General features: G+C 71.0%; 13 protein-coding genes. 7 read left to right on the top strand and 6 right to left on the bottom strand.

The genetic code is table 11. The features are described from left to right. Positions 1 to 12: 12 nt before the first annotated feature. Positions 13 to 2,304, bottom strand: coding sequence for an NADP-dependent malic enzyme (locus ACK4YQ_RS04525; RefSeq protein ID WP_409608707.1), 2,292 nt, complete (start codon positions 2,302 to 2,304; stop codon positions 13 to 15). A gap of 83 nt (positions 2,305 to 2,387) precedes the next feature. Continuing rightward, positions 2,388 to 3,020: a TetR/AcrR family transcriptional regulator gene (locus ACK4YQ_RS04520; protein ID WP_409608705.1), complete on the bottom strand. Its 633-nt coding sequence runs from the start codon at positions 3,018 to 3,020 to the stop codon at positions 2,388 to 2,390. A 70-nt stretch (positions 3,021 to 3,090) separates the two neighbouring features. On the opposite strand from ACK4YQ_RS04520, the gene ACK4YQ_RS04515 reads away from it, so the two are divergent. Together ACK4YQ_RS04515 and dapB are read left to right on the top strand one after the other, a co-directional pair. Continuing rightward, positions 3,091 to 3,711, top strand: a complete 621-nt coding sequence (locus ACK4YQ_RS04515) for a glutathione binding-like protein (RefSeq protein WP_409608703.1) — start codon at positions 3,091 to 3,093, stop codon at positions 3,709 to 3,711. Positions 3,712 to 3,788: 77 nt separating this feature from the next. Continuing rightward, positions 3,789 to 4,568, top strand: a complete 780-nt coding sequence (gene dapB, locus ACK4YQ_RS04510) for a 4-hydroxy-tetrahydrodipicolinate reductase (RefSeq protein ID WP_409609522.1) — start codon at positions 3,789 to 3,791, stop codon at positions 4,566 to 4,568. Here dapB and dut read toward each other — a convergent pair. Together dut and coaBC are read right to left on the bottom strand one after the other, a co-directional pair. Further along, positions 4,565 to 5,020, bottom strand: a complete 456-nt coding sequence (dut, locus tag ACK4YQ_RS04505) for a dUTP diphosphatase (RefSeq protein ID WP_409608701.1) — start codon at positions 5,018 to 5,020, stop codon at positions 4,565 to 4,567. The two genes, dapB and dut, sit on opposite strands and share 4 nt — an antisense overlap. Beyond that, on the bottom strand, positions 5,017 to 6,210 hold the full coding sequence (coaBC, locus tag ACK4YQ_RS04500) for a bifunctional phosphopantothenoylcysteine decarboxylase/phosphopantothenate--cysteine ligase CoaBC (RefSeq protein ID WP_409608699.1): 1,194 nt from the start codon (positions 6,208 to 6,210) through the stop codon (positions 5,017 to 5,019). Before coaBC ends, dut begins: the two co-directional genes overlap by 4 nt. 116 nt (positions 6,211 to 6,326) lie before the next feature. Here coaBC and ACK4YQ_RS04495 point away from each other — a divergent pair, with 116 nt between their 5' ends. Then, the gene (locus tag ACK4YQ_RS04495) at positions 6,327 to 6,869 is read left to right on the top strand and encodes a hypothetical protein (protein WP_409608697.1); all 543 of its coding nucleotides are present in this window, start codon (positions 6,327 to 6,329) and stop codon (positions 6,867 to 6,869) included. A gap of 34 nt (positions 6,870 to 6,903) precedes the next feature. Here ACK4YQ_RS04495 and ubiB read toward each other — a convergent pair whose 3' ends face one another. Together ubiB and ACK4YQ_RS04485 are read right to left on the bottom strand one after the other, a co-directional pair. Continuing rightward, positions 6,904 to 8,409 (bottom strand): 2-polyprenylphenol 6-hydroxylase, encoded by a 1,506-nt coding sequence (ubiB, locus tag ACK4YQ_RS04490; protein WP_409608695.1) that lies wholly within the window; start codon positions 8,407 to 8,409, stop codon positions 6,904 to 6,906. A 3-nt stretch (positions 8,410 to 8,412) separates the two neighbouring features. Next, the gene (locus ACK4YQ_RS04485) at positions 8,413 to 9,168 is read right to left on the bottom strand and encodes a class I SAM-dependent methyltransferase (RefSeq protein WP_409608693.1); all 756 of its coding nucleotides are present in this window, start codon (positions 9,166 to 9,168) and stop codon (positions 8,413 to 8,415) included. Between the two features lie 93 nt (positions 9,169 to 9,261). On the opposite strand from ACK4YQ_RS04485, the gene mutM reads away from it, so the two are divergent. From mutM to ACK4YQ_RS04465, 4 genes are read left to right on the top strand one after another with little or no spacing between them, the layout of a single operon-like run. Then, positions 9,262 to 10,125 (top strand): bifunctional DNA-formamidopyrimidine glycosylase/DNA-(apurinic or apyrimidinic site) lyase, encoded by an 864-nt coding sequence (gene mutM, locus ACK4YQ_RS04480; RefSeq protein WP_409608691.1) that lies wholly within the window; start codon positions 9,262 to 9,264, stop codon positions 10,123 to 10,125. Between the two features lie 8 nt (positions 10,126 to 10,133). Continuing rightward, positions 10,134 to 11,000, top strand: a complete 867-nt coding sequence (locus ACK4YQ_RS04475) for a TraB/GumN family protein (protein ID WP_409608689.1) — start codon at positions 10,134 to 10,136, stop codon at positions 10,998 to 11,000. A 30-nt stretch (positions 11,001 to 11,030) separates the two neighbouring features. Beyond that, complete coding sequence (locus ACK4YQ_RS04470) at positions 11,031 to 11,831, top strand: enoyl-CoA hydratase (protein WP_409608687.1); 801 nt, start codon at positions 11,031 to 11,033, stop codon at positions 11,829 to 11,831. A 1-nt stretch (position 11,832) separates the two neighbouring features. Continuing rightward, positions 11,833 to 12,432, top strand: coding sequence for a GDSL-type esterase/lipase family protein (locus tag ACK4YQ_RS04465; protein WP_409608685.1), 600 nt, complete (start codon positions 11,833 to 11,835; stop codon positions 12,430 to 12,432). Positions 12,433 to 12,444: the final 12 nt, after the last annotated feature.

Raw genomic sequence — 12,444 nt, 5'->3', positions numbered from 1 at the left:
GCAGTCGGCGCATCAGACGACCGGCTCCACGTGCAGGCTTTCCAGGGCCGCCAGGGTGGCCATGTGCAGGATCTTGGAGACCGAGGCCGAGAGGGGGCAGATCTGCACCGAGCGCTCCAGGCCGAGCAGCACCGGTCCGACCACCGTCGCGCCGCCCATGGCCTGGACCAGCTGGGTGGAGATCGAGGCCGAGTGGATGGCCGGCATGATCAGCACGTTGGCCGGGCCGGTGAGGCGCATGAAGGGATAGTCGGCCCGCCGCTCCGGCAGCAGCGCCACTTCCGGCGGCATCTCGCCCTCGTACTCGAAGTCGATGTCGTCCATGTCGTCGAGCATGGCCACCGCCTCGCGCACCTTCTCCGAGCGAATGCCCATCGGGTTGCCGAAGGTGGAGTAGCTCATGAACGCGACGCGCGGCGTGAAGCCGAGGGCCCGCACCGCGCGGGCGGCTTCGCGGGCGATCTCCACCAGCTCCTCCGCCTCGGGCATCTCCGTGACGTTGGTGTCGGCGATGAACAGGGTGTGGCCCTTGGAGAGGACCACGCTCATGCCCATCACCCGGCCGGTCGGGGCCGGATCGATCACCCGCAGGACCTCTTCCAGCACCTGGTCATAGCTGCGGGTGACGCCGGTCACCATGCCGTCGGCATGGCCGAGCGCCACCATCGAGGCGGCGAAGGAGTTGCGATCCTGGTTGACCAGGCGCTGGACGTCGCGCCGCAGGTAGCCCTGCCGCTGAAGCCGCGCATAGAGGAAGTCCACGTACTCCGGATTGCGGTGCGACACCCGGGCGTTGACGACCTCCAGTCCGGCCTCCTCGTAGTTCAGGCCGACGCTGGACATGTTCTCGCGCACCAGCTCTTCCCGCCCCACCAGCAGGGCGTGGCCGAGGCCCGCCTGCTGGAAGGCGTAGGCCGCGCGGATCACGCTCGGCTCCTCGCCCTCGGCGAAGACGATCCGTTTGCGCGGGGCGTTCAGCACCGCGCCCTGCAGCTTCTGCAGGAAGGCGGCCGTCGGATCGAGGCGCTGCGCCAGGGCGGCGCGGTAGGCGTCCATGTCCTCGATCGGCCGGCGCGCCACCCCGGTGTCCATCGCCGCCTGGGCGACGAACGGCGGAATATAGGAGATCAGGCGCGGGTCGAAGGGCGTGGGGATGATGTAGTTCGGGCCGAAGCGCAGGTGCTGGCCCTGGTAGGCCAGGGCCACCTCGTCGGGCACGTCCTCACGGGCCAGCTGGGCCAGCGCATTGGCGCAGGCGATCTTCATTTCCATGTTCACGCGGCGGGCCCGCACGTCCAGCGCGCCGCGGAAGATGTAGGGGAAGCCCAGGACGTTGTTGACCTGGTTCGGATAGTCGCTGCGCCCGGTGGCGACGATGGCGTCGGGGCGCACGGCGTGGACCTCTTCCGGGGTGATCTCCGGATCGGGGTTGGCCATGGCGAAGATGATCGGGTTCTTGGCCATGGTCTTGACCATGTCCTGGGTCAGCACGCCCTTGGCCGACAGGCCCAGGAAGACGTCGGCCCCGACGATCGCGTCGGCCAGGGTGCGGGCTTCGGTGTCGACCGCGTGGGCCGACTTCCACTGGTTCATGCCCTTTTCGCGGCCGCGGTAGATGACGCCGGTGTTGTCGACCGCGATGCAGTTCTCCGAGCGCACGCCCATCGCCTTGACCAGCTCCAGGCTGGCGATCCCCGCCGCGCCGGCGCCGCAGAGCACCACCTTCACCTCTTCCAGCCTGCGCCCGGTGATCTCGCAGGCGTTGATCAGGCCGGCCGCCGAGATGATCGCCGTGCCGTGCTGGTCGTCATGGAAGACCGGAATGTCGAGCAGCTCCTGCAGCTCGGTCTCGATGCGGAAGCACTCCGGAGCCTTGATGTCCTCCAGATTGATGCCGCCGTAGGTGACGCCGATGTTCTTGACGACGGTGATGATCTCGTCGGGGTCGGTGGCGCTGATCTCCACGTCGATGGAGTCCACGTCGGCGAACCGCTTGAAGAGGACGCTCTTGCCCTCCATCACCGGCTTGGACGCCAGGGCGCCGAGATTGCCAAGGCCCAGGATCGCAGTGCCGTTGGAGATCACGGCCACCAGGTTGCCCTTGGAGGTGTAGTCGTAGGCCTTGTCCGGATCCTCGGCGATCTTCAGGACCGGCACCGCCACGCCCGGCGAATAGGCCAGGCTCAGGTCGCGCTGGGTGGCCATCGGCTTGGTGGGCGCGATGGCGACCTTCCCCGGCGTCGGATGCTTGTGGAAGCTCAGGGCTTCCTCGTCGGTGAAGGTGCGTTTTTCGGCGTCGCTCATGACGGCGGCGGGTCCTTTGGACACTCGTGGTTATCTGAAAGGCGCGCAACCTACATAGGCGGCCCGCCCGCTACAACCATCCGCTAGGAAAGCTTGGCTGTCGCGTTCGGGCAGAGCATGTCCACCGCCGCCCGCCCGACCGCCAGAAGCTCGGCCTCGCCCGCTCCGGCGCGGGCGCGTATCGCCTGGGTGTTCATGCAGGCCGTGGCCACCCGGGCGAGGGCGGCGACGTCCGCGTTCCCGGCGAGTTCGCCCTCCGCCTGAGCCCGCCGCAGGCGCGTCTCGAACGCCTCGTCCATCGACGCGATGGCCGCGGCCATCTCCTGACGGATCTCCGGGTCGGGGAGGGATTCGGTGACGCCGGTGCCTATCAGGAAACAGCCGCGCTGGCCGTCCTGCCCGGCCAGGTAGGCCGAGGCGGCGCCCGCGTAGAGCCGCAGCAGGGCCTCGCGCAGGGAGCCCTCGCCGCCCAGGGCCCCGGCCATGCTGGCGGCCATGTCCGCGCGCGTCTTGCGCAGGGCCGCCAGGTAGAGCGAGCGCTTGTCGCCGAACGCCGCATAGAGGCTCGGGCGGTTGAGCCCCGTCGCACGGGCGATGTCGTCGAGCGAGGTGGCTGCATAGCCCGCCGTCCAGAACGCGTCCCGGGCCAGTTGAAGCACCTTGTCCGGATCGAAACTCCGGGGGCGCCCGCGCGTCCGCTCTGATTTCTGTACCATTTCGCAAAGAATCCTTGACGCCCGCATATTCTTTGCGAGACGGTATGTAAATCAACGACGGGAGATCGCCATGGACCTCTACTATTCCCCCCTCGCCTGTTCGCTCGCCAGCCGGATCACCGTCTACGAGGCGGACGCCGCTGACCGCGTCAGCCTGCACCGCGTCGACACCCGCGCCAAGCGCACGGCGGACGGCGCCGACTACCTCGCCATCAACCCCAAGGGGCAGGTCCCGGCGCTGCGCACCGACGACGGCGAGGTGCTGACCGAGAACGCCGCGATCCTTCCCTATCTGGCCGACCAGTTCCCAGGCGCCGGCCTCGCCCCGGCGTCGGGCCTTGAGCGTTATCGGCTTTCGCAGTGGCTCAGCTTCATCGGCTCGGAGCTGCACAAGACGGTGTTCACGCCGCTGCTCAGCCCGACGGCCGACGAAGGGGCCAAGGCCTTCGCCCGGGCCGCCGCGCCCGCGAGGCTGGCCTACCTGGACGCGCACCTGACGGGGCGGGAGCACCTTCTGGACCGCTTCAGCGTGGCCGACGCCTATCTGGCGGCGGTGCTGAACTGGGCCCGCTTCACCGCCGTCGACCTCGGGCCCTACCCGGCGGTCGCGGCCTACGTCGATCGCCTCCACAAGCGGCCCGCCGTCGCGCGGGCGATGCAGGAGGAGATGGGCCTCTTCCAGGCGGCGTGAGCCTTTGGCGTTGACCCGGCGCGCGGGGCGCCCAGATTAACGGGCCTGTCGAAGCCCCCCGCGCCGGAGAGCCAGCCCTGTCGGAACCCCTGAAGATCGCCATCGCCGGCGCGCTCGGCCGCATGGGCAAGGCCGTCGCCGCGGCGGTCGCCGCCCGCAGCGACCTCGTCGTCGCCGGCCGCTTCGACCGGCCCGGCGCGGTCGGTGACGGCCTCGTCGACCAGGACGCGGCCCTGGCCGTGGCCGACGTCGTGATCGACTTCACCACCACAGAATCCTCCGCCGCCCTGGCCGCGCGCTGCGCCGAGCTGGGCGGGCCGGCGATCGTCATGGGCTCGACCGGCTTCACGCCCGACCAGCTGGCCGCCGTCGAGGCCGCCAGCGCCAAGGTCGCCATCGTGCGCGCCGGCAACTTCTCGCTCGGGGTCAACATGCTGATGGGCCTGGTGGCCCGCGCAGCCCGCGCACTGGATTCGGCCGACTACGACATCGAGATCTTCGAGGCCCACCACCGGCGCAAGATCGATGCGCCCTCCGGAACCGCCCTGATGCTCGGCGAAGCCGCCGCCCAGGGCCGAGGCGTCGACCTGAACGCGGTTTCGCAGCGGGCGCGCGACGGCGTGACCGGGCCGCGGCGAACAGGCGACATCGGCTTTTCGGTGCTGCGCGGCGGCGGGATCATCGGCGAACACAGCGTCGTCTTCGCCGCCGAGGACGAAGTGCTCACCATCGCCCACTCGGCTCTGGACCGCGGTCTCTTCGCCCGCGGCGCGGTCGCCGCCGCCGCCTGGGTGGCCGCCCGTCCCCCCGGCGCCTACGACATGCAGGACGTGCTCGGCCTCAAGGCCCAGGCCTAGGCTGCGCCGGTGGAGCCGAAGCCGCCGGCGCCGCGGGCGGTCGCATCGAGCTCGTCGACTTCGGTCCAGGCGGCCTGCACCACCGGGGCGATGACGAGCTGGGCGATCCTGTCGCCACGGCGGATCGTGAAGGCCTCTTCCCCCAGGTTGATGAGGATCACCTTCACTTCGCCGCGATAGTCGGCGTCGACGGTTCCGGGGGTGTTCAGGCATGTGACCCCGACCTTGGCGGCCAGGCCCGATCGCGGCCGCACCTGGGCTTCGAACCCCGGCGGCAGGGCGAAGGCCAGGCCGGTGGGCACCATCGCCCGCTCCATGGGCCGCAAGGTCAGCGGCGCAGCCTCGTCCACCGCCGCACGCAGGTCCATGCCGGCGGCCAGCGCCGTTTCGTACGCAGGCAGGGGCAGGCCGGCCCCGTGGGGCAGGCGCTTCACTTCGATCTGGGGCTTCACGTCAGCGCCTTCGCCATCTTCGCGGCCAGTCGCCGCGCCACTTCGGTCTTGCTCATCCGCGTCCAGCGTTCGACGCCGTTCGCGGTCACGATCGCCACGGCGTTGTCGTCGCCCCCCATCGTGCCGGCCACGCTGACGTCGTTGGCCACGATCCAGTCGCAGCCCTTCCTGTCGAGCTTGGCCTGAGCGTAGGTCTCCACCTGGTCGGTCTCGGCGGCGAAGCCGACCACCAGGGCCGGGCGGGCCGTGGCCCGGGACAAGGTCGCCAGGATGTCCGGATTCTCGACGAGATCGATCGCCGGCGGAGCGTCTCCGGTCTTCTTGACCTTGCTGGCCGCCGCTTCGCGCGGCCGCCAGTCCGACACCGCCGCGACGCACACCGCAATGTCCGCCGGCAGGGCGGCCTCGCAGGCCGCCAGCATCTCCCGCGCCGTCTCCACGTCCACCCGCCTCACCCCCGGCGGCGTCGCCACGGCCACCGGCCCGGCGACCAGGGTCACCTCCGCGCCAAGCTCGGCCAGGGCGGCGGCGATCGCGAACCCCTGCTTGCCGCTGGACCGGTTGGTCAGCACGCGCACCGGGTCGATCGGCTCGGCCGTGGGCCCGGCGGTGACGATCGCACGCCGCCCCGCCAGGGGACGGGCCGCGTTTCCGGCCAGCAGGCCCATGACCGCCTCGAAGATCGCCGCAGGCTCGGCCATCCGGCCCGGCCCGAACTCGCCGCAGGCCATGGCGCCTTCGTCGGGCCCGACGAAGCGCACGCCGTCTACCTTCAGTGTGGCGAGGTTCCGCTGGGTGGCCGGATGCAGCCACATGCGCACGTTCATCGCCGGCGCCATCAGCACCGGCTTGTCCGTGGCCAGCAGGGTGGTGGAGGCAAGGTCGCCGGCCAGGCCGTTGGCCGCCTTGGCCATCAGGTCCGCGGTCGCCGGCGCGACCACGATGAGATCGGCCGAGCGGGACAGCTCGATGTGGCCCATCTCCGCTTCGTCGGTCAGGGAGAAGAGCTCGGAATAGACCTTGTCCTCGGCCAGTGCGGAGAGCGACAGCGGCGTCACGAACTCGGCGGCGGCCCGGGTCAGGATCGGCCGCACGGCCACTCCGGCCTTGCGCAGCAGGCGCACTAGCTCCAGCGACTTGTAGGCCGCGACTCCGCCGCCGACGATCAGGAGAATCCGCTTTTCCGGCAAGGCGTGCGGTCCTTTCAATGCTGCGCCCGCTATACGGCGTAAGAGCGCTCTGGACAAACCTGCGGTTTTGTTCTTTCTTTGTTCCAAGCTTGGCCTGCACGACAGGAGGGAACAGGATGGGCAGGTTCAAATTTGCGTTGTGCGCCGGGGCGGCGGCCCTGCTCCTTTCCGGGTGCGAGCGGCCGTCGGCGGTGGCCGGGCTGGATCAGGAAACGCCGGCGACGGACGCGCCGAGGGCGGCGGATGCTTCGCGCGGGAACGAAGCCGGAGCGGCTGTCGACCACCGGCAGGAGGCTGTGCCGCAGGTGGACGGGCGACCCATGTGGTCGGCAAGCCGCCGCTACTCGGCCCAGGAAAACGCCGAGCGCGCCTTCGCCCGCAACGGCGAAGCCTTCGGCGCGCGGGACCTCGACGACTTCGTGCGCAAGGCCCACGCCTTCGTCGGCCACCCGCCGAAGGACGCCTTGACCCTCAAGCGGGCCAATGGCGACCTTCTGATCTACGACGCCACGGCCAACGTCTTCGCTGTGGCCACACGGGACGGAGCGCCGCGCACCATGTTCAAGCCGGACGACGGCATGGCCTACTGGCAGGAGCAGGTGGACCGCGAGAAAAGCCGCGCCGAGCGCGCCGCCCGGAACGGCGAGGCCGAAGGCTGACGGCGCCGGCCGCCGCAGCCTGGGCCTGACGCCGTCAGCCTCCCAGGGCGCCGATCAGGAAGGCCACACCGGCCGCCGCCGCGCCGAGGGCGAACCAGAGGAGCGGCGCCAGGGTCTCGCGCACCTCGACAAGGGCCGGAGCGGCCGGCGGCGTCTCCAGCCGCACTGCGAGGCGCCGCAGGAAGTCCTGGAGATCCTCGGCCATGCGGCGCGCGCGGGCGGGCGGCGACAGCTCCCGGGTCATCCATCTGCGCACCACCGGGTCGGCCGCGGCCCACAGGTCGTGGTCGGGGTCGATGCGGCGCGCCACCCCCTCGACCGTCATCATCGTCTTCTGCAGAAGCACCAGTTCGGGACGCAGGTGCATGTCGAACAGGGCGGTGATCTCGAACAGCTGGGTGAGCAGCCGGCTCATCGACACATCGCGCGCCGCGCGGCCGAAGATCGGCTCTCCCACCGCCCGCAGGGCCTGGGCGAAGGCGGCGATGCTCTGGGCCGGCGGCACGTAGCCGGCCTCGAAGTGAACTCGCGCCACCCGCTCGTAGTCCCGCTCCAGGAAGCCGTAGAGGATCTCGGCCAGGTAGCGCCGTTCGGCCGGGCCGAGCCGCCCGATGATGCCGAAGTCCACCGCCGTGATCTGCGCCGGCGCGGCCACGAACAGGTTGCCCTCGTGCAGGTCGGCATGGAACACGCCGTGGTCCAGGGCCTGGGCCAGGAAGGCGCGCACCAGGTTATCCGCGACCGCCCGGCGGTCGAGGCCCGGCTGCTCCAGGGCCGCCGGGTCGGTGAGCGCGACGCCAGGCGCCCATTCCACGGTCAGCACCCGCTTGGACACCCCGTCCCACACCACCTTGGGCGTCCGCATGTACCCGTCGCGCGCCATCACCTCGCCGAGTTCGTCGGCGCCGGCGGCCTCCAGGCGAAGGTCCAGCTCCAGCTCGGTGGCGCGGATCACCGTGGCGGCGAAGGCTCGGGGCTCCAGCCGCCGCGCAGGCGCGGACCAGCGTTCGACCAGGCGCGCGGCCAGGGCCAGGGTTTCCGAATCCTGGGCCACCCGCCGAACGATCCCCGGCCGCAGCACCTTCACCGCCACCCGCCGTCCGTCGAGGAGCTGCGCCTCGTGCGCCTGGGCCAGCGAGGCGGCGGCGACCGGGTCGCCGAAGCTGACGAAGAGGCTGGAAAGCGGTCGCCCCAGGCCCGCCTCGATCTCCCGCCGGGCCATTTCGGTCGGGAACGGCTCGAGCCGGTCCTTCAGCCGGGCGAGGTCCTCGACGAAGGTCGCGCCGAAGATGTCGGCCCGGGTGGAAAGCAGCTGGCCCAGCTTGATCGCCACCGGACCGAGCCGCTCGAGTGAGCGAGCCAGGCGTTCTCCCGGGCGGCCGCGGGTGGCGCCGGGCCCGGCGAACGCCCGCAGCGCATCCGCCACGGCCCGCACGGCCGGGGGATAGGCGTCCGTCAGCTCGCGCGGCAGCAGCGCGTCCTCGCGCACCAGGATCAGGGCCGACCCGACGAGGCGGCCGAACGCGCCAAGCGACCCCATGGGCTAGATCGCCCAGCCCTGGTGCAGGGCCGCCACGCCCCCGGTGAAGTTGGTGAAGCCGACGTTCTTGAATCCCGCCTGGCCCATCAGGCCGGCGAAGGCCCGCTGATCGGGGAAGCGGCGGATGCTTTCCACCAGGTACTGATAGGACGCCCGGTCCTTGGCCACCACCTCGCCGATGGCGGGGATCACCCTGAAGGAATAGGCGTCATAGGCCTTCTGCAGCAGTTCCGTGGCCGGCCTGGAGAACTCCAGGCACAGGAAGCGGCCTCCGGGCTTCAGCACCCGCCGCGCCTCGCACAGGGCGGCGGGAATATCGGTGACGTTGCGGATGCCGAAGGAGATCACATAGGCGTCGGCGCAACGGTCCGGCAGCGGCAGGCGCTGGGCGTCTCCGACCGCCCAGGCGATTTCGGGCATGACGTCGCGCTCGCGTCCGGCGGCGATCATCTCGGCGTTGTAGTCGACCACGAAGATCCTGGCGTCCTCGCCCCCGCGCCGCGCCTGGACGCGCCGGGCCATGCGGGCGAAACGCCGGGCCATGTCGCCGGTCCCGCCGGCGCAGTCGATGATGGTCTCGCCCGGCTGCGGATTGAGCCGCGCGGCGGCCGCGTCCTTCCACAGCCGATGGACGCCCCCGCTCATCAGGTCGTTCATCAGGTCGTAGCGCCGCGCGACGCTGTCGAACACGCCGCGGACTAGGCGGGGCTTCTCGCGCGGGTCGACGTCGCGGAAGCCGAAAGTGGCGGTGCCGGTCATGAGGGCGGTCTTATCCTTCCCGTCCAGGCCGCGCCAGCGCCGGAAGGCAAGTCGCCCATTGATCTTCGCGCCCGGCGCGTGCCAAGCCGGGCCATGCCCGAACTTCCCGAGGTGGAGACCGTCCGCCGGGGCCTGTCCCCGGTGCTTTCCGGCCAGAGGCTGGCGCGGGTCGAGGCGCGCCGCCCGGACCTGCGCTTTCCGCTGCCCGAGGGCTTCGTCCAGCGGCTGGCGGGCGCCCGCATCCTGGACCTGAAGCGCAGGGCCAAGTACCTGCTGGCGCCGCTCGACCGCGGCGAGACCCTGGTGATGCACCTTGGGATGAGCGGCCGCTTTGAGATCGCCCGCCCCGAGGGTGCGGTGCGCCCAGGCGAGTTCCACTATGCGGCCGATCCGGACCCGCGGCACGCGCACGTGGTCTTCGAAACCGACGCCGGCGGGCGGGTGACCTATTACGATCCGCGCCGCTTCGGCTACATGGGACTGGTGGAGACGGCGGCCCTGGAGAGCCACGCCTGGTTCGCCGGTCTGGGGCCCGAGCCGCTCAGCGACGCCTTCGATGCGGCGCGTCTGGAAGCCGCCTTCGCCGGCCGCGCCCAGGGGGCCAAGACGCTGCTGCTCGACCAGCGCGTCGTCGCCGGCCTCGGCAACATCTATGTGTGCGAGGCGCTGCACCGCGCGCGCATCAGCCCGTTCAAACCCGCAGGGCGCATCGGGCGCGGCAGGCTGAGCGCCCTGACCCAGGCCATCCGTCAGGTGCTGGAGGACGCGATCGCCGCCGGCGGCTCGACCCTTCGCGACTACGCCGCCGCAGACGGCGCCCTCGGGTATTTCCAGCATCGGTTCGCCGTCTATGATCGCGAGGGTCAGCCATGCGGCAATTCCGGCTGCAGCGGCGTGATCGCGCGCAAGGTCCAGGGCGGGCGCTCCACCTTCTATTGCCCGGCGTGCCAGCGATGAGACCCGTCTTGCGCCACGGAAGCGCCTTCTTCGCGGCCTTGGCCCTGGCGTTCGCGGCCGGCGCGGCCCATGCCCAGCCGCCGGTCTGGATCGTCTCTGACGCCGATTCCGAAATCGTGCTGTTCGGCTCCGTGCACGTGCTGCCGCCGGGGCTCGACTGGCGTCCCCCGGCCCTGACCCAGGCGCTCGGCGAGGCCGACGACCTGTGGTTCGAGCTGCCGATCGACCCGGCCGCCGACCTGGAGGTGGCGCAGGCTGCTGTCGCCCGGGGCTATCTGCCGCCTGACAAGACCCTGTCGAGCCTGCTGTCGGCGGACGGCGCGCGCCGGCTCGCCCGAGTGGCCGAGACCTACGGCCTTTCGATCGCCCTGCTGGAGCGGCTGGAGCCCTGGTTCGCCGAGGTGGCGCTGGCCGGGGCCACTTATCGCGCCGCGGGCGCGGAGGCGAACGCCGGCGTCGAAAAGAGCATCTCGGCGGAGGCGCCGGCGAGCGCCGCACGGCGCGCCTTCGAGACCCCTGCCGAACAGATCGCCCTGTTCGACGGCGCGCCGCTGGACGAGCAGATCGCCTCGCTGGAAGACAGCCTCAAGGAGATCGAGAGCGATCCCGACGCCTACGCCAAGCTCGTCTCGGCCTGGATGCGGGGCGATGTGAACGCCCTGGACAAGGAGGCGCTTCAACCGCTGCGCAAGGCCTCGCCCGGCCTCTACGAACGGCTGGTCACCCGCCGCAACGCCGCCTGGGCCGAGGTGCTGGACCAGCGGCTGAAGGGTTCCGGGCGCACCGTCGTGGTGGTCGGCGTCGGCCACCTGGTCGGCAAGGGCGGCCTGCCGGAGCGGCTGCGCGCCCTTGGCTATTCGGTGAAGGGGCCTTAAGCCCCAGGCAGCGAGATTTCGGAGGGGACCATGGCCGAAGCGAGTCCGTACAAGACCTTGATCGTGGAGACCGCCCCCGGCGGCGCAGCCGGCGTCGTCCTGGTGCGCCTCAACCGGCCGGAAGCGCTGAACGCCCTCAACAGCGAACTCCTCGGCGAGCTGTCGTCCGCACTTGACGCCGCCGAGGCCGACCCCGGCGTCCGCTGTCTGGTGCTGACCGGCTCCGACCGGGCCTTCGCCGCGGGCGCCGACATCAAGGAGATGTCCTCCAAGACCTACGCCGAGATGTTCGAGGAGGACTTCTTCGGCGCGGCCGCCCGCCGCATCGAAGGGTTCCGCAAGCCGATCATCGCGGCGGTGGCCGGCTACGCCCTCGGCGGCGGCTGTGAACTGGCGATGCTCTGCGACTTCATCATCGCCGCCGAAACCGCCAAGTTCGGCCAGCCGGAGATCAACCTGGGCGTCATGCCCGGCATCGGGGGCACTCAGCGGCTGACCCGCCTCGTCGGCAAGTCCAAGGCCATGGACATGATCCTGACCGCCCGGATGATGGACGCGGCCGAAGCCGAACGGGCGGGACTGGTCTCGCGGGTCGTCCCTGCCGACAAACTGCTTGAGGAGGCGCTGTCCGCGGCCGCCAAAGTCGCCGGCCAGTCGCCCCTGGCCGTGAAGATGAACAAGGAGCTGGTGAACACGGCCTATGAGACCACGCTCTCCACCGGCGTCGCCGTCGAGCGCCGACTGTTCCACTCGCTGTTCGCCTTCGAGGACCAGAAGGAAGGCATGGCGGCCTTCGTCGAGAAGCGCAAACCCGACTTCAAGGGCAAGTAGGGTGCGGCTCCTCGCCTTCGGCGACAGCTTCGTCCTTGGCGCCGGCGATCCCTACCACCTGGGCTGGGTCGGCCGCACCGTGCTCGGGCGCACGGACGTCACGCTCTACAACATGGGCGTACGGGGGAACACCAGCGGCGACGTCGCCGCCCGCTGGCGTCGGGAAGCCTCCGATCGCGTCGTCAGCCATGAGCCGCTGCGGCTGGTGTTCTCCTACGGCTGCAACGACTGCGCCCTGCAGGACGGCGCCCTGCGGGTGGAGCCGGCGGAAACGTTGAAGAACACCCAGATCATCCTGGCGGAGGCGGCCGCCCTCGCGCCGGTGCTGATGGTGGGGCCGCCGCCGGTTCCGGACCCGCTGCAGCGGGCCAGGATCGCCTCGGTGGGCGACGCCCTGCGCATCCTGGCGGGCCAGCTCCGGGTGCCCTACCTCGACGTCTTCACGCCGCTGCGGCAGTCCGGAGTCTGGGAGGCCGAGGCGGCGGCGGGGGACGGCGCGCACCCGGGCGCGGACGGCTATCAGCAGCTGGCGGACCTGGTCATGAGCCACCCGTCCTGGCGCGCCTTCGTCGAGGACGATAAGCCAGTCCTGACGCATTGACCCGACGAGCCT

This window comes from Phenylobacterium sp., assembly GCF_046291545.1.
Classification (GTDB): domain Bacteria; phylum Pseudomonadota; class Alphaproteobacteria; order Caulobacterales; family Caulobacteraceae; genus Phenylobacterium.
The sequence above is the reverse complement of the archived record's forward strand: the minus strand, read 5'-3'. Positions and strand labels throughout refer to the sequence as shown.